31 protein-coding genes and 2 pseudogenes are annotated in these 16,479 nt (G+C 67.6%); 1 reads left to right on the top strand and 32 read right to left on the bottom strand.

Annotation, left to right across the window (positions count from 1 at the left end; translation table 11 throughout):
- Window positions 1-311, top strand: a 311-nt coding sequence (locus VFE28_06100; protein HZM15555.1) for a hypothetical protein, incomplete at its 5' end; no start/stop codon positions are given.
- Between the two features lie 174 nt (window positions 312-485).
- Here the strand turns inward: VFE28_06100 and rplQ are convergent.
- From rplQ to tuf, 32 genes and pseudogenes are all read right to left on the bottom strand, one after another.
- A complete protein-coding gene (gene rplQ / locus VFE28_06095) occupies window positions 486-1,007 on the bottom strand; it encodes a 50S ribosomal protein L17 (GenBank protein HZM15554.1) in 522 nt (173 codons plus the stop codon).
- Between the two features lie 4 nt (window positions 1,008-1,011).
- Window positions 1,012-2,016: a DNA-directed RNA polymerase subunit alpha gene (locus VFE28_06090; protein ID HZM15553.1), complete on the bottom strand. Its 1,005-nt coding sequence runs from the start codon at window positions 2,014-2,016 to the stop codon at window positions 1,012-1,014.
- 153 nt (window positions 2,017-2,169) lie between these two features.
- Window positions 2,170-2,805 (bottom strand): 30S ribosomal protein S4, encoded by a 636-nt coding sequence (rpsD, locus tag VFE28_06085; GenBank protein ID HZM15552.1) that lies wholly within the window; start codon window positions 2,803-2,805, stop codon window positions 2,170-2,172.
- 58 nt (window positions 2,806-2,863) lie between these two features.
- Window positions 2,864-3,265 (bottom strand): 30S ribosomal protein S11, encoded by a 402-nt coding sequence (gene rpsK / locus VFE28_06080; GenBank protein ID HZM15551.1) that lies wholly within the window; start codon window positions 3,263-3,265, stop codon window positions 2,864-2,866.
- Between the two features lie 15 nt (window positions 3,266-3,280).
- A complete protein-coding gene (gene rpsM / locus VFE28_06075; protein ID HZM15550.1) occupies window positions 3,281-3,649 on the bottom strand; it encodes a 30S ribosomal protein S13 in 369 nt (122 codons plus the stop codon).
- Window positions 3,650-3,703: 54 nt separating this feature from the next.
- Window positions 3,704-3,817, bottom strand: a complete 114-nt coding sequence (gene rpmJ, locus VFE28_06070; GenBank protein ID HZM15549.1) for a 50S ribosomal protein L36 — start codon at window positions 3,815-3,817, stop codon at window positions 3,704-3,706.
- A 49-nt stretch (window positions 3,818-3,866) separates the two neighbouring features.
- Window positions 3,867-4,085: a translation initiation factor IF-1 gene (gene infA / locus VFE28_06065; protein HZM15548.1), complete on the bottom strand. Its 219-nt coding sequence runs from the start codon at window positions 4,083-4,085 to the stop codon at window positions 3,867-3,869.
- Window positions 4,078-4,821: a type I methionyl aminopeptidase gene (map, locus tag VFE28_06060; GenBank protein ID HZM15547.1), complete on the bottom strand. Its 744-nt coding sequence runs from the start codon at window positions 4,819-4,821 to the stop codon at window positions 4,078-4,080. Before map ends, infA begins: the two co-directional genes overlap by 8 nt.
- A gap of 22 nt (window positions 4,822-4,843) precedes the next feature.
- Window positions 4,844-5,491 carry an adenylate kinase gene (locus tag VFE28_06055; protein HZM15546.1) on the bottom strand — a complete coding sequence of 216 codons (648 nt, stop codon included), beginning with the start codon at window positions 5,489-5,491 and terminating at the stop codon, window positions 4,844-4,846.
- Window positions 5,492-5,503: 12 nt separating this feature from the next.
- Window positions 5,504-6,805, bottom strand: coding sequence for a preprotein translocase subunit SecY (secY, locus tag VFE28_06050; protein ID HZM15545.1), 1,302 nt, complete (start codon window positions 6,803-6,805; stop codon window positions 5,504-5,506).
- Between the two features lie 12 nt (window positions 6,806-6,817).
- Window positions 6,818-7,270 carry a 50S ribosomal protein L15 gene (gene rplO, locus VFE28_06045; protein ID HZM15544.1) on the bottom strand — a complete coding sequence of 151 codons (453 nt, stop codon included), beginning with the start codon at window positions 7,268-7,270 and terminating at the stop codon, window positions 6,818-6,820.
- Window positions 7,267-7,455: a 50S ribosomal protein L30 gene (gene rpmD, locus VFE28_06040; GenBank protein HZM15543.1), complete on the bottom strand. Its 189-nt coding sequence runs from the start codon at window positions 7,453-7,455 to the stop codon at window positions 7,267-7,269. The genes rplO and rpmD overlap by 4 nt, the downstream gene beginning before the upstream one ends.
- A gap of 113 nt (window positions 7,456-7,568) precedes the next feature.
- A pseudogene (gene rpsE, locus VFE28_06035) lies at window positions 7,569-8,057 on the bottom strand (30S ribosomal protein S5).
- 10 nt (window positions 8,058-8,067) lie between these two features.
- Window positions 8,068-8,433, bottom strand: coding sequence for a 50S ribosomal protein L18 (rplR, locus tag VFE28_06030; protein HZM15542.1), 366 nt, complete (start codon window positions 8,431-8,433; stop codon window positions 8,068-8,070).
- Between the two features lie 13 nt (window positions 8,434-8,446).
- Complete coding sequence (gene rplF, locus VFE28_06025) at window positions 8,447-8,986, bottom strand: 50S ribosomal protein L6 (GenBank protein ID HZM15541.1); 540 nt, start codon at window positions 8,984-8,986, stop codon at window positions 8,447-8,449.
- 10 nt (window positions 8,987-8,996) lie between these two features.
- Entirely contained in the window at window positions 8,997-9,398 is a 402-nt protein-coding gene (rpsH, locus tag VFE28_06020) for a 30S ribosomal protein S8 (protein ID HZM15540.1), read from the bottom strand.
- Window positions 9,399-9,456: 58 nt separating this feature from the next.
- Window positions 9,457-9,642 (bottom strand): type Z 30S ribosomal protein S14, encoded by a 186-nt coding sequence (locus VFE28_06015; protein ID HZM15539.1) that lies wholly within the window; start codon window positions 9,640-9,642, stop codon window positions 9,457-9,459.
- A gap of 22 nt (window positions 9,643-9,664) precedes the next feature.
- Window positions 9,665-10,195 carry a 50S ribosomal protein L5 gene (rplE, locus tag VFE28_06010; GenBank protein HZM15538.1) on the bottom strand — a complete coding sequence of 177 codons (531 nt, stop codon included), beginning with the start codon at window positions 10,193-10,195 and terminating at the stop codon, window positions 9,665-9,667.
- Between the two features lie 195 nt (window positions 10,196-10,390).
- Entirely contained in the window at window positions 10,391-10,714 is a 324-nt protein-coding gene (gene rplX / locus VFE28_06005; GenBank protein ID HZM15537.1) for a 50S ribosomal protein L24, read from the bottom strand.
- Window position 10,715: 1 nt separating this feature from the next.
- A complete protein-coding gene (rplN, locus tag VFE28_06000) occupies window positions 10,716-11,084 on the bottom strand; it encodes a 50S ribosomal protein L14 (protein HZM15536.1) in 369 nt (122 codons plus the stop codon).
- Window positions 11,081-11,374 carry a 30S ribosomal protein S17 gene (gene rpsQ, locus VFE28_05995; GenBank protein HZM15535.1) on the bottom strand — a complete coding sequence of 98 codons (294 nt, stop codon included), beginning with the start codon at window positions 11,372-11,374 and terminating at the stop codon, window positions 11,081-11,083. The genes rplN and rpsQ overlap by 4 nt, the downstream gene beginning before the upstream one ends.
- A gap of 3 nt (window positions 11,375-11,377) precedes the next feature.
- Entirely contained in the window at window positions 11,378-11,650 is a 273-nt protein-coding gene (gene rpmC, locus VFE28_05990; GenBank protein HZM15534.1) for a 50S ribosomal protein L29, read from the bottom strand.
- A complete protein-coding gene (gene rplP / locus VFE28_05985; GenBank protein ID HZM15533.1) occupies window positions 11,647-12,069 on the bottom strand; it encodes a 50S ribosomal protein L16 in 423 nt (140 codons plus the stop codon). The genes rpmC and rplP overlap by 4 nt, the downstream gene beginning before the upstream one ends.
- Window positions 12,056-12,745 (bottom strand): 30S ribosomal protein S3, encoded by a 690-nt coding sequence (gene rpsC / locus VFE28_05980; protein ID HZM15532.1) that lies wholly within the window; start codon window positions 12,743-12,745, stop codon window positions 12,056-12,058. Before rpsC ends, rplP begins: the two co-directional genes overlap by 14 nt.
- Before the next feature lie 164 nt (window positions 12,746-12,909).
- Window positions 12,910-13,251: pseudogene (gene rplV / locus VFE28_05975) on the bottom strand (50S ribosomal protein L22).
- An 11-nt stretch (window positions 13,252-13,262) separates the two neighbouring features.
- Window positions 13,263-13,553: a 30S ribosomal protein S19 gene (rpsS, locus tag VFE28_05970; GenBank protein ID HZM15531.1), complete on the bottom strand. Its 291-nt coding sequence runs from the start codon at window positions 13,551-13,553 to the stop codon at window positions 13,263-13,265.
- Window positions 13,554-13,564: 11 nt separating this feature from the next.
- Window positions 13,565-14,392 (bottom strand): 50S ribosomal protein L2, encoded by an 828-nt coding sequence (gene rplB / locus VFE28_05965; GenBank protein ID HZM15530.1) that lies wholly within the window; start codon window positions 14,390-14,392, stop codon window positions 13,565-13,567.
- A 25-nt stretch (window positions 14,393-14,417) separates the two neighbouring features.
- Entirely contained in the window at window positions 14,418-14,705 is a 288-nt protein-coding gene (locus VFE28_05960) for a 50S ribosomal protein L23 (GenBank protein ID HZM15529.1), read from the bottom strand.
- Window positions 14,702-15,331: a 50S ribosomal protein L4 gene (gene rplD / locus VFE28_05955; protein HZM15528.1), complete on the bottom strand. Its 630-nt coding sequence runs from the start codon at window positions 15,329-15,331 to the stop codon at window positions 14,702-14,704. Before rplD ends, VFE28_05960 begins: the two co-directional genes overlap by 4 nt.
- Window positions 15,328-15,975 carry a 50S ribosomal protein L3 gene (gene rplC, locus VFE28_05950; protein HZM15527.1) on the bottom strand — a complete coding sequence of 216 codons (648 nt, stop codon included), beginning with the start codon at window positions 15,973-15,975 and terminating at the stop codon, window positions 15,328-15,330. The genes rplD and rplC overlap by 4 nt, the downstream gene beginning before the upstream one ends.
- 22 nt (window positions 15,976-15,997) lie before the next feature.
- Window positions 15,998-16,306, bottom strand: coding sequence for a 30S ribosomal protein S10 (gene rpsJ, locus VFE28_05945; protein HZM15526.1), 309 nt, complete (start codon window positions 16,304-16,306; stop codon window positions 15,998-16,000).
- A 19-nt stretch (window positions 16,307-16,325) separates the two neighbouring features.
- On the bottom strand, window positions 16,326-16,479 hold a 154-nt coding region (gene tuf / locus VFE28_05940; GenBank protein HZM15525.1), incomplete at its 5' end, for an elongation factor Tu.

Here is a 16,479-nt window from a genome sequence, read left to right as displayed (position 1 = left end):
ACCGGTGCCAGGCACCGGGCTGCACGGCCCGATCGCGACTGCAGGTGCACCACCTGCACTACCGCTCCCATCAGGGCGGGGACGAGGAATGGAACAAGCTCTCGCTCTGCGACTTCCACCACAGGGAGGGAGAGCACGGGGTATTGGCGCACTGCTGGGGTCGAGCGCCTCTCGATGTGTATTGGCGTTTGGGATGCGAAGAGCTCGCCACCTGGTACCGCAACGAGAGGCAGCTCGAGCCGGGAGAACTCGCCGGTGTGGGAGCGTGGAGGCCCGAGCGTCCGGACAAAAGCGTGTTCGAATGCACATAAGTAGCTGCCCCAGGCGACGCGGACCCATGAGCCTGGCCACAGACAGAGGAGCTGGTTCAGAAAGAAGAAGCCCCGCCCTGAACAGTGCCCAGGGCGGGGCCGAGTGCGAACACCTATGAGCTCGACAGAGCCTTGACCTCGGGCCCGTCGACGGGCCGCGAGCGGTGCCGAGGGCTACGCCCCCGCCGCCGCGCCCTCGCCGGCGTCCTTCGAGGCCTTGGGAGACGCCTTGGTGGGCTTCTTGGCCGCCCGCTTGCGCTTGCCCTTCCCGGCCTCCCCCGTCTTGAACGGCGCGAGATGGGCCGAGGTCTTGCGGTTGCCCTTCTTCTTGCGCGGCTCCGACTGGGTGACCAGCTCGAGGATGGCCATGTCGGCGCCATCCCCCTTGCGGAGTCCGGTGCGCATGAGGCGCGTGTAGCCGCCCTTGCGTTCCTCGAACTTGGGCGCCAGCTCGTCGAAGAGCTTCTTCAGCACCGTCTCGTCGATGATGAAGGTCGCCGCCTGGCGCCGCGCATGCAGGTCGCCGCGCTTGCCCAGTGTGATCATGCGCTCCGCGTACCGCCGCGCCACCTTCGCCTTCGGCGCCGTGGTGCGGATGCGCTCGTGGCGCAGCAACGAGGTCACCATGTTGCGCAGCATGGCGCGCCGGTGCGCCTGCGTCCTGCCCAGCTTGGCGACTGATTTACGGTGGCGCATGGCCTCAAGCCTCCACGGCGGTGACCTTGTCCTCGGGCTCGGCCATGTACGGCGTCACTTCCATGCCGAACTGCAGGCCCATGCCCTCGAGGATCTCGCTGATTTCGCGCAAGCTCTTGCGCCCGAAGTTCTTGTACTTGAGCATGTCGGCCTCGCTGCGGCGCACGAGATCGAACAGCGTCTTGATGTTCGCCATCTTCAGGCAGTTGTTCGAACGCACCGACAGCTCCAGCTCGTCGACGCTGCGCATGAGGAGCTCGCGCATGCGGGCGTTCTCCTCGTTCACTTCCTCGCGCGTCTCCTCGAGCTGCGCCTCGTCGAAGTGGATGAACATCTGCAGATGATCCTTGAGGAGCTTGGCGGCGTAGCCCATGGCGTCGATCGGCGCCGTGGCGCCGCTGGTGGTGATGTCCAGCACCAGCCGGTCGTAGTCCGTCCGCTGCCCCACGCGGGTGTTCTCCACCAGGTAATTCACCTTCCGCACCGGGCTGAAGATGGAGTCCACCGGGATGATGCCGATGGTGTCTTCCTCGAAGCTGTGCGCCTCGGCCGGGACGTAGCTGCGCCCGACGCCCACCAGGAGCTCGCAACGGATCCTGGCGTTCTCGTCCAGCGTCATCATGTGCAGGTTCTTGTTGATGATCTCGATCTCGTGATCCGCCTGGATGTCCGCCGCGGTGACCACCCCGGGACCTTCCTTCTCCAGGCGCAGCCACTTGGGCTCGTCCCCCAGGTGGCGGATGACGAGCTGTTTGATGTTGAGGACGATGTCGGTGACGTCCTCGACCACGCCCGGGATCGTGCTCATCTCGTGCAACACGCCGTCGAACTTCACCGCCGTCACCGCCGCGCCTTGCAGCAACGACAGCAGGGTTCGCCGCAGCGCATTGCCCAGCGTGGTGCCGAAGCCGCGCTCCAGGGGCTCGATGACGAAACGGCCGTGCGTCGCGCTCGACGTCGTACCCTCGAGCTCGATCTTCCGGGGCATCAAAACCGGTTTCCACTTCATGACGACTCCTCAGGGAACGTGCGGCCGTCTGGCTCAACGGCCCACTGTTTCCGGCCCCCGGCGCCGCGCTGCCGCGCCCATCCCCGCTGCAGCCGACCCACCGCGGGCCTCGACTCCGCCCGCGCACCCCGCGCGGGCACGAACGGGCTCTCCTTACTTCGAGTAGAGCTCCACGACCATCTGTTCTTCCACCGGCACCGGGATCTCGGCCCGGCTCGGCAGCATCAGGAACGTGCCGGTGAGCTTGCCACGATCCACGTCGATGTACGAGACCTTGGGCCGCATCTCGGCGCTCTTCAACGCCTCGTGCACGAGGCTCAGCTGCCGGCTCCGCTCACGCACCGCGACCACGTCGCCCGGCCGCACCCGGAAGCTCGGGATGTTGACCTTCCGCGGCCCCACCTGGATGTGCCCGTGCCGGATGAGCTGCCGCGCCGCCGGCCGCGACGGGGCGAACCCCATGCGGTAGACCACGTTGTCCAGCCGGCGCTCGAGCAGCTGCAGCAGCCGCTCGCCGGTGACGCCCTCCATCCGCGTGGCGCGGTCGAAGTAGTGCCGGAACTGGCGTTCCAAGACGCCGTAGACGCGGCGCAGCTTCTGCTTCTCCCGCAGCTGCGTGCCGTACTCCGACATCTTGCGCGGCCGGCGCCGTTCCGCGCCGTGCTCGCCCGGGGCGTACGCCCGCCGGTCGACGGCGCATTTCTCCGAGAAACAGCGGTCGCCCTTGAGGAAGAGCTTCACGCCCTCCCTGCGACAGAGCTTGCAGACCGCATCCGTGTACCGAGCCATGCGGACAGAACCTCCAGAGAAACCATGACACCGGGCGCCGCGCGGGCGGCCGGCAACCTTACACCCGGCGCCGCTTGGGCGGCCGGCAACCGTTGTGCGGCGTCAACGTGACGTCCTTGATGCCGTTCACCTCGAGCCCCGCCGCCTGCAGGCTGCGGATCGCGGCTTCGCGGCCCGACCCGGGGCCCTTGACCCACACCTCGACCTTGCGCATGCCCTGGGCAAGGACCTCCCGCGCCGCCGACTCGGCGGCCAGCTGCGCCGCGAAGGGCGTGCCCTTGCGCGAGCCCTTGTAGCCCATCTTGCCCGAGCTCGCCCACGCCACCACCGCCCCCGTCGGGTCCGTGATGGTGACGATGGTGTTGTTGAAGGTCGACTTCACGTGGGCCACGCCACGTGCCGGCAGCGCCTTCTTTTCCTTCTTGCGCGGTTTGCTCTTCTTCTTCGTAACTTCAGCCACTGGGCGACCTCCGCGTCACTTCTTCTTGGCGCCCGGCCGGCGCTTCGGCCCCTTGCGCGTCCGGGCGTTGGTGTGGGTGCGCTGGCCGCGCACGGGCAAGCCCTTCCGGTGCCGCAGCCCCCGGTAACAGCCGATGTCCATGAGTCGCTTGGTGTTCATGGCGATCTCGCCGCGCAGCGCGCCCTCCACCTTGTACTCGTTCTCGATCACTTGCCGGAGCTTGCCGGTGTCGGCGTCGCTCAGGTTCTTGGCGCGCACGTCTGCGGCGATCCCGGTCTTCTTCAGGATGCGCTCCGACGTGTTGCGGCCGATGCCATAGATGTAGGTCAGCGCCACGATGACGCGCTTCTCCGCCGGGAGATCCACACCTGCGATACGAGGCAAAGCCGTCCTCCTCTCGGACACCGCCGGGCCACGGCCCGGACGGGCGCAGCGCCCTCAGCCCTGGCGCTGCTTGTGGCGCGGGTTGGAGCAGATCACGCGCACGACGCCCTCACGGCGCACGATCTTGCACTTGTCGCACAGTTTCTTGATCGAAGCTCGCACCTTCATGGGCGACCCTCCTCCTCCACGGGCACCGCCGGCGGCTTGCCGCGGGCCTTCACTTGTAGCGGTACGTGATCCGACCGCGACTCAGGTCGTAGGGCGACAGCTCGACCGTGACCTTGTCACCAGGGAGGATCTTGATGAAGTACATGCGCATCTTCCCCGAAATGTGCGCCAGGACCACGTGTTCGTTATCGAGCTTCACTCGGAACATGGCGTTCGGCAAAGCCTCCACCACCGTACCCTCGACCGTCACACCCTCTTGCTTAGGCAAACGACTCTCCATCCAACCCAGTGTGCAGCGGGCCTGTCAGCACCAGCGGCCCGTCGTCGGTGATCGCCACCGTCTGCTCGTAGTGCGCCGACAGCTGGCCGTCCAGGGTCACGATCGTCCACCGATCGGTCTTGGTGTAGACCTCCGGCGCCCCCACGTTCAGCATCGGCTCGAGCGCCAGCACCATCCCCGCCCGCAGGCGAGGGCCCCGTCCCGGCGGCCCGTAGTTCGGCACCTGGGGCTTCTCGTGCAGCTGCTGCCCGATGCCGTGCCCCACCAGACTGCGCACCACCGAGTAGCCCGCGGTCTCGGCATGGGTCTGGATGGCGTGCGAGATATCGGACAACCGGTTGCCGACCCGCGCCTGTTCGATCCCGAGCAAGAGCGCCTGCCGCGTCACTTGCATGAGGCGCCGCGCTTCCTCGCTCACTTGGCCCACGGCGAAGGTGCGCGCCGCGTCGCCATGATAGCCCTGCCAGATGGCGCCGATGTCGACGCCGACGATGTCGCCCTCCTGCAGCTGCCGCGGCCCCGGGATGCCGTGCACGACTTCCTCGTTCACCGAGATGCAGCTCGACGCCGGGTAATCCAGGTACCCCTTGAACGAAGGGCTCCCGCCCAGGCTCAAGATGTGGTCCTCGATGGCCAGGTCCAGCTCCTGCGTGCTCACCCCGCTCCGCACCAGACGTGCGGCCAGGTCGTGCGCCGCCGCCACGATGGCGCCGGCCTTGCGCATCAGCTCGATCTCCGCCGGCGACTTAAGGATGATCGTATCGGTCCAGTGCACGCCGCAGGGCCTCCGTCACTTCGTCGATGGTTCGCGAGGCGTCCACATCGATCACGTCGTAGCGCCGGCGAAAGAACTCGAACACCGGCCGCGTCTGCTTGTCGAACACGATGATGCGCCGGCGCACCACCTCGGGCTCGTCGTCCGGCCGCAGCGACAGCTTGCCGCCGCAGAGCGGGCAGGCGCCTCCCTGCACCTCGCGCACGCTGGTCACGCCCTGGCAGGAGTCGCACACCCGCCGCCCGGAGAGCCGCCGCACCACGACCTCCGGGTCCACGTGCAAGATCACCCCGGCGTCCACCTTCTGGCCGATGCGGGCCGTGAGCGTCGCCAGCCCCTCCGCCTGCTCCACCGTGCGGGGGAAACCGTCCAGGAGCCAGCCGCGCCGGGTGTCGGGCTGGAGCAACCGCGCTTCCATCATCTCCAGGATGAGCGCGTCCGGCACCAGCGCGCCATCCGCCATGTAACTCTCGGCCTTCCGCCCCAGCTCCGTTCCCTCCGCCACTTCCTGCCGCAGGATGTCGCCCGTCGAGATGTGCGGGATCCCGTACATCTCCTTGAGCAACGCCGCCTGCGTGCCCTTCCCCGAACCTGGTGCTCCGAGGAGCACGATGCGCACGGCTCACCTGCCCTAGAAGCCGCTGCGGCCGCGCAGCCGCCCCTTCTTCAGGAAGCCGTCGTAATGCCGCATCAGCAGATGCGACTCGATCTGCTGCAGCGTGTCCAACGCCACGCCCACCACGATCAGGAGGCCCGTACCGCCGAAATAGAACGGCACGCCGGCGCGACGGATCAGCATGTCCGGCAGCACCGCAATGAAGGCCAGGAAGACGGCGCCGGGCAAGGTGATCCGGCTCAGCACCCGGTCGATGAACTCGGCGGTGGACTTACCCGCCCGGATCCCCGGGATGAAGCCGCCGTTCTTGCGCATGTTCTCGGCGATGTCCATCGGGTTGAAGACGATGGCGGTATAGAAGTAGGTGAAAAACAGGATCGTCACCACGTACAGGGTGAGGTACACCCAGTGCCCCGGGCGCAGGACGAAGGCCAGATCCTGGGCGAACTGGTTGTTGCGCATGAACTCCGCCATCGAACCAGGGAGCACGATGATCGACTGGGCGAAGACGATGGGGATGACGCCGGCGGTGTTGATCCGGAGCGGCAAGTGCGTCTGCCGGCCGCCGAACATCTTCCGGCCCACGATGCGCCGGGCGTACTGCACCGGGATGCGCCGCTGCCCCTGGGTGATGAGGATGGTGAGGGCGGTCACCGCCACCATCATCGCCAGCAGGAAGGCGCCCACGAAGATGTTGAGGGTCTGGGCCACGAACACCGAGCGCACGGTGTTGATGATCTCGGCGGGGAAGCGCGCGATGATGCCGATGAAGATGATGAGCGAGATGCCGTTGCCGATCCCCCGCTCGGTGATCTGCTCCCCCAGCCACATGACGAAGATCGTGCCCGCGGTCATGGTGATCATGGTCAACAGCCGGAAGCCGAAGCCCGGGTGCGCCACCACGCCGAGCTGCTCCAGGAAGAGGCCGATGCCCACGGCCTGGAACAGCGCCAACCCGACGGTCAGGTAACGAGTGTACTGGTTGATCTTGCGCCGGCCCTCCTCGCCCTCCTTGGACAGCCGCTCCAGGTAGGGGATCACCGGCTGCAGTAACTGCAGGATGATCGAGGCACTGATATTCGGCATGATGCCGAGGGCGAAGATGGTGGCGTTGCTCAGGTTGCCGCCGACGAAGTAGTCGTAGAGACCGAGGACACCACCGCCGCCCCGGGCGAAGAAGTCCTTGAGCACGGTGATGTCCACGCCGGGAGTGGTGATGTGGCTCCCGATGCGGTAGACGATGAGCAGCAGGACCGTGAAGATGATCCGCTGCCGCAGCTCCGCGATCTCGAACATGTCGCCAAATTTCCGGAGCATGACCGGTTCCCTTTACTGTGCGGTCACCGTCTCGACGCTGCCGCCGGCGGCTTCGATCTTCTGCCGCGCGCTGGCGCTGACGGCGTCCACGCGCACTGCCAGTTTCTTGCTCAGATCTCCGGCACCGAGCACCTTGATGGGCCGGTGCGGCTTCTGCATGAGCCCGTGGGCCAGCAGCGTCGGCGCATCCACCGTGTCGCCGTCCTGGAAGCGCTGCTCCAGGAGTCGCACGTTGACCACCTGGTACTCCACCCGGAAGGGATTCTTGAACCCGAACTTGGGCAACCGCCGCACCATCGGCATCTGGCCGCCCTCGAAGGCCTTGCGCTTGGCGCGCCCGGCGCGGGCTTGCTCGCCTTTGTGCCCTTTGCCGGCGGTGCCGGCCCAGCCGGAGCCGGTGCCCCGGCCGACGCGCTTGCGGTCGCGGACGGCGCCGCGGTTCGGACGAATCTCGTTCAGCTTCATGGCTTGTCCTTCGCCGGTTCGACGCGCACGAGATGCGCCACCTGGCGCACCATGCCGCGCAGCTGCGGAGTGTCCTCGAGCACGACGCTTCTGTAGTTGCGCCGCAAGCCGAGGGCATCGAGGGTGCGCTTCGCCGCCGGCTTGGTGCCGATGCGGCTGCGCACCTGGGTCACGCGCACCTTCATGCCGGTTCGCCTCCACTCACCTCGGCGGCACCGGCTTCGACCTTGGTCGCGCCTTCGCCCTTCGGCCGGCGCGCCGGGCGCTCCGGCAAGCCGAACATGCGCTGCACGCTGATGCCCCGGCGCCGCGCCACGTCGGTGGCGCTCTCCAGCCGCCCGAGTGCGTTCATCGTCGCCTTGGTGACGTTGTGCGGGTTGCTCGTCCCCAGCGCCTTGGTGAGGATGTCGTGTACCCCGCCGGCTTCGAGAATGGCGCGCACCGGACCGCCGGCGATCACGCCGGTGCCGGGAGCGCTGGGCTTGAGCAGCACCCGGCCGGCGCCGTAGCGCCCGAGGATCTTATAGGGAATCGTCGAGCCCACCATGGGGATGTCCACCTGGCTGCGCTTCGCCGCCTCGCTCGCCTTGCGGATGGCATCGGCGATCTCGTTGGCCTTGCCCAGGCCGACGCCGACCCGGCCCGAACCGTTGCCCACCGCGACCAGGGCGTTGAAGCTGAAACGCCGCCCGCCCTTGACCACCTTGGCGACCCGGCGGATGGCGATCACCTTCTCGACGATGTCGCCTTTCTCGCGCTTCTCGCGCTCCCGTTCGTGTCTTGCCAAAGCGTTCCCCCTAGAACTGCAGGCCGCCCTTGCGGGCGCCCTCGGCCAGGGCCGCGACGCGGCCGTGATAGCGGTAACCGGCGCGGTCGAAGATGACCGCCTGGACACCCTTTTCCTTGGCGCGCTGCGCCAGCAGCTGGCCCACGGCGCGCGCCTGCGCCAGGCTCTTGCTCTCGCCCTCGGCGCGGGCGACCTCGCCGAGCTTCAGGCTCGACGCCGACGCCACCGTGCGCCCCTGCGCGTCGTCCACGATCTGGGCGTAGATGTGGAGCTCGCTGCGGAAGACCACGAGACGGGCGCGGGCTGCCGTGCCACGCACGCGGCGGCGCACCCGTTCGTGCCGCCGCTTCCGTCCTTCCACTTTGGGCTGGCTCATTGTCCGTTCCTCGCTACTTTCCGGCCGTCTTGCCGGCCTTCTGCCGCACGTGCTCGCCTTCGTACCGGATCCCCTTGCCCTTGTAAGGCTCGGGAGGCCGGATGCCGCGGATCTCCGCCGCCACCTGGCCCACCTGCTGCTTGTCCACGCCGCTCACCGCGAGCAGCGTCGGCGCCTCCGCCTTGACGTCGATGCCCTCGGGGAGCGGGAACTCCACCGGGTTCGAGTAGCCCACCGACAGCATCAACTTGCGCCCCTGCACCTCGGCCTTGTAGCCGACGCCGCGGATCTCCAGCTTCTTGATGAAGCCGGTGGAGACGCCGCGCACGCTGTTGGCGACGAGCGTCCGGGTCAGGCCGTGCAGGGCCCGGTGCCGCGTCTGCTCGGTGGGCCGCGTCACCCGGACCTCGCTGCCGGCGATCTCCACCGCCATCTCCGGATGCACCGGCTGGCGATGCTGCCCCTTCGGTCCCTTGGAGACGAAAGTGGTGCCTTCCATCGCCACCTGCACGCCCTGGGGCACCGCAATCACCATGCGTCCGATCCTCGACATGGCTCTCCTCCTACCAGACCTGGCACACGAGCTCGCCGCCGATGCCCTTTTGGCGCGCCGTGATCCCGGTCATCAGGCCCTGCGAGGTGCTGACGATGCAAACACCGTAGCCGCCGAGGACGCGGGGCATGGTCTCGCGCGAGACGTACACCCGCCGCCCCGGCATGCTCAACCGCTGCAGGCCGTGGATCGCGCTCTCACCCCGCATGTCGTTGTACTTGAGGAAGATGCGGAGCGTCCCCTGGGGCCCGTCCTTGAGCAGGCGGGTGCCCTGGATGTAGCCCTCTTCCTCCAGGATCTTGGCGATCGAGGCCTTCATCTTCGATGCCGGCACATCCACTCGCCGGTGTTTGGCGCGCCCAGCGTTGCGGATACGCGTCAGCATGTCGGCGATCGGATCGGTCATGGACATGGCAGTGATCTCCTTCAAGTCACGGCGCGCAGGGCCAAACGGCCGCCGGCGCTGGCGGCTACCAGCTCGCCTTGATCACGCCGGGAATCTCGCCGCGCAAGGCGAGCTCCCGGAAACAGATGCGGCACATCCCGAAGTCCCGGAGGTACCCGCGCGGGCGACCGCAGCGCCGGCAGCGGTTGTACCCCCGCACCTTGAACCGCGGCTTCCTCTGAGACTTGGCGATCAGTGCTTTCTTCGCCACGCGTACTCCTCTCGGACCGTTCCTACTTGCGGAACGGCATGTTCATCAGGCTGAGCAGCTCCTTCGACTCCTCGTCGCTCCGGGCGTTGGTGACGAAGGTGATGTCCATCCCCTGGAGCTGCATGATCTTGTCGTAATCGATCTCGGGGAAGTTGATCTGCTCCTTCAACCCGAGGGTGTAGTTGCCCCGCCCGTCGAAGCTCTTGCTGGCCACGCCGCGGAAGTCGCGGATACGCGGCAGCGCCACGTTGACGAAGCGGTCGAAGAACTCGTACATGCGCGCCCCCCGCAAGGTGACCCGGCAACCGATGGGCACGCCCTCGCGGAGCTTGAAGTTCGAAATCGACTTCCGCGCCCGGGTCACTTGTGGCTGCTGGCCGGTGATCTTGCGCATGTCCTCCACCGCGGCGTCGAGCACCTTGGAGTTGCTCAGCGCCTCGCCGACGCCCATGTTCACCACGATCTTCTCCAGCCGCGGCACCTGCATGCGGTTGCCGTAGCTGAAGCGCTGCATCATCGCCGGCACCACGCTGTCCTTGTAGAACTGGCGCAGCCGCGGCGGCGTCGGCGGCCCGACCTGGACCGCGGCTTTGGCGCCCTCGGCCTTCTTGGGCCTGGCACCCTTGTCGCCCTTGGCCTTGCCCTTGCCCTCGCCTTTGCCCTCGCCCTTACCCTTGCCCTCGCCCCGCGGCGCGTCGCTCTTGCCGCTCTTCTTCTCGCCCTTGGCGGCCGGGTCCTTCGCCATGACCTACCTCTCCTTGCCGATCATCTCGCCGCTGCGGCGGGAGATGCGCACCTTCTTGCCGTCGGCCAGGATTTTGTGTCCCACCCGCGTCGGCTTGCCCGTGGTTGGGTCCACCACCATCACGTTGCTGGCGTGGATGGGACCCTCCTTCTCCACGATGCCGCCCTTCACGCCCTTGGCCGGGACAGCCTTCGTGTGCCGCTTCACCATGTTGACGTGCTCCACGATCACCTTGAGCTTGTCCGGCAGCACCCGCAGCACCCGTCCCATCTTGCCGCGATACTTGCCGGAGAGCACGACGACCGTGTCGTCCTTCGCCACGTGCATGTCACACCACCTCGGGCGCGAGGGAGACGATCTTCATGAAGCGCTTCTCGCGCAGCTCGCGGGCCACGGGCCCGAAGATGCGGGTCCCGATCGGCTCCAGCTTGTCGTTGATGAGGACGACGGCGTTCTCGTCGAAGCGCACGTAGGTGCCGTCCTTGCGCCGTTGCTCCTTCGTCGTACGCACCACCACCGCCTTGACCACTTGCCCCTTCTTGACCGCGCCCCCCGGGATGGCTTGCTTCACCGCGCAGACGACGACGTCGCCCAGGTAGGCGTAGCGGCGCTTCGTGCCCCCGAGGACCCGAAAGCATTGCGCCTTTTTCGCCCCCGAGTTGTCGGCGACGATCACCATCGTCTCCTGCTGGATCATGCCCCTTCCTCCAGCGCGGGCAGGGCATGCTTCTCGCCACCGCGGCGCAGGATCTCCATCAGGCGCCAGCGCTTGGTCTTGGACAAGGGCCGCGTCTCGGCGACCCGCACCAGATCCCCCATCTGGCACTGGTTCTCCGGATCGTGTACGTGCAGCGTGATGCTCCGGCGTACGGTGCGCCCGTAGGTGGCATGCTTCACCATGCGTTCCACCCGCACCGTGGCGGTCTTCTGCGCCTTGTTGCTCACGACCTCGCCGACGCGAGTGCGCAAGCGGCCCCGTGTGTTCATGCGCTATCCCTCGTCCTTCTTGTCCTTCGATCCCTTCGCCGCCTTGGCGGCGGTGCGATGCCGGCGCCGGATCGTGGCGGCGATGCCGCGCTCGGCGAGCAGCGTCTTGGCACGGGCGACGTCCCGCCGGGTGCGGCGGAGAACCATGGGATCCTCGAGCTGCCCCAGGCTGTGCTTGATGCGCAGCCGGAAGTACTGCGTCACCAGCTCCTCGTGCTTGAGCTGCAGGTCCGCCGCCGGGATGTCGCGCAGCTCCTGCACTTCCTTGGTCTTCACGCCGCGTGCCTCCCCTCGGCCTGGAGGAACTTGGTGCGCACCGGCAGCTTGCTCCCGGCCAGGCGGAAGGCCTGGCGGGCGATCTCCGGCGTCACCCCTTCGAGCTCGAAGAGGATGCGCCCGGGCTTCACCACCGCGACCCAGAACTCCGGGTTGCCCTTGCCCTTGCCCATGCGGGTCTCGGCGGGCTTCTTCGACAGCGGCTTGTCCGGGAAGATGCGGATCCACAGCTTGCCGCCGCGCTTGATGTGCCGGGTGATGGCGATGCGGGCGGCCTCGATCTGCCGGGTGTCGATCCAGGCGGGGTCGAGGGTCTGCAAGCCGAACTCGCCGAAGGCGAGGCTGGAGCCGCGGTACGCCAGGCCGTGCCGCCGGCCCTTCATCATCTTGCGGTGCTTGGTGCGCTTAGGCGCCAGCATCGGCCGTCACCTCGTCTCCTCGGTCTCCGGCCAGCTGGCGCTTGAAGTCCCGCGGGAAGACTTCGCCGTTGTAGACCCAGACCTTGACGCCGATCGCGCCGAAGGTGGTGCGCGCCGTGGCGGTGGCGTAGTCGATGTCCGCACGCAGGGTGTGCAGCGGCACCCGGCCCTCGTGGTACTTCTCCACCCGGGACATCTCGGCGCCACCCAGGCGGCCCGAGCACACCACCTTGATGCCCAGCACGCCCATGCGCATCGCCGACGAGATGGTCTTCTTCATCGCCCGGCGGAAGGAGACGCGTTGCTCCAGCTGCAGGGCGATGTGCTCCGCCACCAGCTGCGCGTTCTTCTCCGGCTTCTTCACCTCGATGATGTTGAGATAGATGTCCTTGCCCGTCAGCTTGCGCAACTCGTCGCGCAGCTTGTCCACCTCGCTGCCCTTGCGGCCGATGACCATGCCCGGGCGCGCCGCATGGATGTTGATCGACACCTTCTTCGGGGCGCGCTCGATCTCTATGGCGGCGATGCCGGCCTTGCGCAAGCGGGTGCGGATGTAACGGCGCGTCTTCTGGTCCTCCAGGAGCCAGTCGGCGTATTCCTTGCGGGCGAACCACCGGGACCCCCAGGTGCGGATCACGCCGAGCCGAAAACCGACTGGATGAGTCTTCTGCCCCAACGGGGACCTCCTTACTTCGCCGCCGCGGCGCTCTTGGCTCGCCCGCGCCGCAGGAGCGGAGCGCGGCTCGTCTTCTTCTTCTTGTCTTTTTCTTCCGGCACCGGGGCCGCTGCTGCGGCCTTCGTCTTCCCCACCGGCGGCTTGGCCGCCACCTTCCCCTCGTGCTCCTCCAGGACCAGGAGCACATGGCACGAACGCTTGCGGATGCGGTAGGCCCGTCCCTGGGCGCGGGGCCGGAAGCGCTTCATCGTCGGGCCCTCGTCCACGATGACGCTCTTTACGAACAGTCGGTCCGCTTCGAAGCGGCGGTCCACCGCCGCGGCCTTCTCCTTGGCATTGGCCGCCGCCGACTCGATGAGCTTGCGCATGGGCAGCGCCGCCGCCCGGGTGACGAACTGCAGGGTGTGCAGCGCCACGTCCACATCCTTGCCGCGCACCAGATCGGCGACCGCCCGCATCTTGTTGGCCGGGATCCCCGAGTAGCGCAGACTGGCTCTCGCCTCCATCGCCTTCTCCGTTACTTCTTGCCGCCGGCCATCTGGGCCCGCGTCTTGCTCGTGTGCGCCCGGAAGGTGCGGGTCGGCGCGAACTCGCCGACTTTGTGCCCCACCATGTTCTCGGTGATGTACACCGGGATGAAACGGTTGCCCGTGTGCACCGCCAGCGTATGACCCACGAACTCGGGAAGGATCGTGGAGCGGCGCGACCAGGTCTTGAGCACGCGCTTCTCGCTGCTCTCGTTCAACAGCTGGATCCGCCGCACGAGATGCTCGTCGGCGAAGGGCCCTTTCTTCAGCGAACGTGCCATGTTCCTCGCTCCTACTTCTGGTAGCGCCGCCGGATGATCAACCGGTCCGAGGTCTTCTTCTTCCGCGTCCGCCACCCCTTGGTCTTCCAGCCCCACGGGCTGCACGGATGGCGGCCGCCGGAGGTCTTGCCCTCGCCGCCTCCCATGGGGTGATCGATGGGGTTCATGGCCACACCGCGGGACTGCGGCCGCCGGCCCAGCCAGCGCGAGCGCCCGGCCTTGCCGATGGAGATGTTCTCGTGCTCCAGGTTGCCCACCTGGCCGATGGTGGCGCGGCACTCGATGCGCACCTTGCGCATCTCGCCGCTCGGCAGGCGCAGCTGGGCGTAGTCGCCTTCCTTGGCCATGAGCTGCGCCGAAGTGCCGGCGCTGCGCGCCAGCTGGGCGCCCTTACCGGCCACCAGCTCCACCGCGTGCACCACGGTGCCGACCGGGATCTTGGCGAGGGGCATGCTGTTCCCCGGCTCGAACTCCGCCGCCGTGCCGCTCATCACCGTGCGCCCCACCTCGAGACCGACGGGGGCGATGATGTAGCGCTTCTCGCCGTCGGCGTAGTGCAGCAGGGCGATGCGGGCGCTGCGGTTCGGGTCGTACTCGACGGACACCACCCGCGCCGGGACGCCTTCCTTCTCGCGCTTGAAGTCGATCCGCCGGTACATGCGCTTGTGGCCGCCGCCGCGGTGCCGCGAGGTGATGCGTCCCAGGTTGTTGCGGCCACCGCTGCTCTGCAACGGCTCGAGGAGCGTTTTCTCCGGGGCCCTGCGCGTGACCTCGGCGAAGTCCGACACGGTCTTGAACCGTAGAGTCGGAGTCACCGGTCTGAACTTCTTCAGTGGCATCCTGCTCTCCTCCGCGCCGCCGCCGTTACACGGCCTCGTAGATGTCGATCTTCTGCCCCGGGGCCACCCGCACGATGGCCTTCTTCCAAGCCGAGCGCCGCCCGACGTGCCGGCCCATGCGCTTGATCTTGCCCATGCCGTTCATCGTGGTCACCGCGACGACGCTGACGTTGAAGAGCTCTTCCACCGCTTTCTTGATCTCCGGCTTCGTCGAGCGCGGGTGCACGTGGAAGGCGTACTTGTTCTGCTCGTCTCGCAGCATCATGTTGCGTTCGGTCACCACCGGACCGAGGATGATCTGCTCGGCGTTCATCGGCCGAACACCTCCTCCAGCGTCTGCAGCGCCGACTTCTCGATGACCAGCGTCTCGGCCCGCAGCACCGTGTAGGCGTTCAGCTCTTGTGCCCGCTGCAGCTGCAACCGCTGCACGTTGCGGCAGGAGAGGAAAAGGTTGCTGTCGTCCCGGGAGCTCACCAGCAGCACCCGCTGGGCCGCGAGGCCCATGCCGGCGAGCAGCTTGGCCACGCTCTTCGTGCTCGGCGCCTCCAGCTTGAGATCGTCCACCACGCGCACCTGGGCGCCGGCGGCGCGATCCGAGAGCGCCGAGCACAACGCCATCCGCCGCACCCTGGCCGGCGGTTGCGTGCGGTAGTCCCGCGGGCGCGGGCCGAAGATGCGGCCGCCGCCCACGCGGGTCCCCGAGGTGGCCGAGCCGGCGCGGGCCCGGCCGGTGCCCTTCTGGCGGTAGAGCTTCGACTTCTGCCCCGAGACCTCGTGGCGGTTCTTGGTCTTGTGCGTCCCTTGCCTCTGGTTGCCCAGGTAGGACTTCACCGCTTCGTAGAGGACGTGGGTGTGCACTTCGGCGGCGAAGAGCGCCTCCGGCAAGGGCACCTTTTCCGTTTCCTCCCCGGCAGCGGAATACCCTTGTGCCGTGGTCATGGGGCCCCTCCTGCACTGGCGGCCTCGGTGACGCGCACCAGGACGACGGCGTTGGGCGCCCCGGGCACCGCGCCGCCCACGAGCAGCAGGTTGTTCTCCGTGTCCACGCCGCGGACGCTCAGGTTGCGCAGCGTCACCCGGGCGTTGCCCATGCGGCCCGGCATACGCAGCCCCAAGAACACGCGCCCGGGGTTGGAGTGCTGGCCGATGGAGCCCGGGGCGCGGTAGTTACGCGAGCCGTGGGTGCGCGGACCGCGGTGGAAGCCGTGCCGCTTGGCACCGCCCTGGAAGCCGCGCCCCTTGCTCGTCCCCACCACGTCGACCTTGGCCACGCCCTGGAACATCTCCACCGTCAGCTCCTGGCCCACCTCGTAGCCGCTGGCATCGTCGACGCGGAACTCGCGCAGGTGCCGCCGCGGCTCCACGCCGGCCTTGCGGAAGTGTCCCCGCGAGGGCAGATCCACCAGCGTGGTGCGGATGGCGCCGAAGCCGATCTGCACCGCCTCGTAGCCTTCCTTGGCCGTGCGCTTCACCTGCACCACGGGACACGGCCCGAGCTGCAGCACCGTCACCGGCCAGACCTCGCCGCTTTCCTGGTCGAAGATCTGGGTCATGCCCAGTTTCCTGCCCAGCAGCGCTTTCATGCTTCCTCCTGGCCTTCCTCGCCTAGAGCTTGATCTCGATGTTCACGCCGGCGGGCAGATCGAGCTTGCTCAACGCATCGATGGTCTGCGAGGTCGGCCGGGTGATGTCGATGAGCCGCTTGTGGATGCAGATCTGGAACTGCTCCCGCGACTTCTTGTCCACGTGCGGCGAACGCAGCACGGTGTAGATGGATCTCTTGGTCGGCAGCGGGATGGGCCCGCTGATCTCCGCCCCGGTGCGCTTCGCCGTACGCACGATCTCGAACGCCGAGCGATCGAGCATGGCGCTCTCGTAGGCTTTGAGCCGGATGCGGATTCTCTGCTGATTCACGGCACTCACTCCGTATTCTTCATGCGTGGATCTTGGCGACGACGCCGGCGCCGACGGTGCGACCGCCCTCGCGGATGGCGAAGCGCAGGCCCTCCTCCATCGCGATCGGCGTGATCAGCTCCACGTCCAGCTCCACCGTGTCCCCTGGCATCACCATCTCCACCGCCGCCGGC

Source organism: Candidatus Krumholzibacteriia bacterium (genome assembly GCA_035649275.1).
GTDB lineage: Bacteria > Krumholzibacteriota > Krumholzibacteriia.
Note: the sequence above shows the minus strand (reverse complement) of the source record. Positions and strands in the feature narration are given on the sequence as shown.

Coding starts and splice junctions, on each gene's coding strand:
- rplQ (HZM15554.1), bottom strand. CDS start 1,007: ATGCGCCACCGTAAATCAGTCGCCAAGCTGGGCAGGACGCAGGCGCAC.
- VFE28_06090 (HZM15553.1), bottom strand. CDS start 2,016: ATGAAGTGGAAACCGGTTTTGATGCCCCGGAAGATCGAGCTCGAGGGT.
- rpsD (HZM15552.1), bottom strand. CDS start 2,805: ATGGCTCGGTACACGGATGCGGTCTGCAAGCTCTGTCGCAGGGAGGGC.
- rpmJ (HZM15549.1), bottom strand. CDS start 3,817: ATGAAGGTGCGAGCTTCGATCAAGAAACTGTGCGACAAGTGCAAGATC.
- map (HZM15547.1), bottom strand. CDS start 4,821: ATGCGCAAGGCCGGCGCCATCGTGGCGGCGGCGCACGACCTGGCCGCA.
- secY (HZM15545.1), bottom strand. CDS start 6,805: ATGCTCCGGAAATTTGGCGACATGTTCGAGATCGCGGAGCTGCGGCAG.
- rplO (HZM15544.1), bottom strand. CDS start 7,270: ATGAAGCTGAACGAGATTCGTCCGAACCGCGGCGCCGTCCGCGACCGC.
- rpmD (HZM15543.1), bottom strand. CDS start 7,455: ATGAAGGTGCGCGTGACCCAGGTGCGCAGCCGCATCGGCACCAAGCCG.
- rplR (HZM15542.1), bottom strand. CDS start 8,433: ATGAGCCAGCCCAAAGTGGAAGGACGGAAGCGGCGGCACGAACGGGTG.
- rplF (HZM15541.1), bottom strand. CDS start 8,986: ATGTCGAGGATCGGACGCATGGTGATTGCGGTGCCCCAGGGCGTGCAG.
- rpsH (HZM15540.1), bottom strand. CDS start 9,398: ATGTCCATGACCGATCCGATCGCCGACATGCTGACGCGTATCCGCAAC.
- rplX (HZM15537.1), bottom strand. CDS start 10,714: ATGCACGTGGCGAAGGACGACACGGTCGTCGTGCTCTCCGGCAAGTAT.
- rplN (HZM15536.1), bottom strand. CDS start 11,084: ATGATCCAGCAGGAGACGATGGTGATCGTCGCCGACAACTCGGGGGCG.
- rpsQ (HZM15535.1), bottom strand. CDS start 11,374: ATGAACACACGGGGCCGCTTGCGCACTCGCGTCGGCGAGGTCGTGAGC.
- rplP (HZM15533.1), bottom strand. CDS start 12,069: ATGCTGGCGCCTAAGCGCACCAAGCACCGCAAGATGATGAAGGGCCGG.
- rpsS (HZM15531.1), bottom strand. CDS start 13,553: ATGGCACGTTCGCTGAAGAAAGGGCCCTTCGCCGACGAGCATCTCGTG.
- rplB (HZM15530.1), bottom strand. CDS start 14,392: ATGCCACTGAAGAAGTTCAGACCGGTGACTCCGACTCTACGGTTCAAG.
- VFE28_05960 (HZM15529.1), bottom strand. CDS start 14,705: ATGAACGCCGAGCAGATCATCCTCGGTCCGGTGGTGACCGAACGCAAC.
- rplD (HZM15528.1), bottom strand. CDS start 15,331: ATGACCACGGCACAAGGGTATTCCGCTGCCGGGGAGGAAACGGAAAAG.
- rplC (HZM15527.1), bottom strand. CDS start 15,975: ATGAAAGCGCTGCTGGGCAGGAAACTGGGCATGACCCAGATCTTCGAC.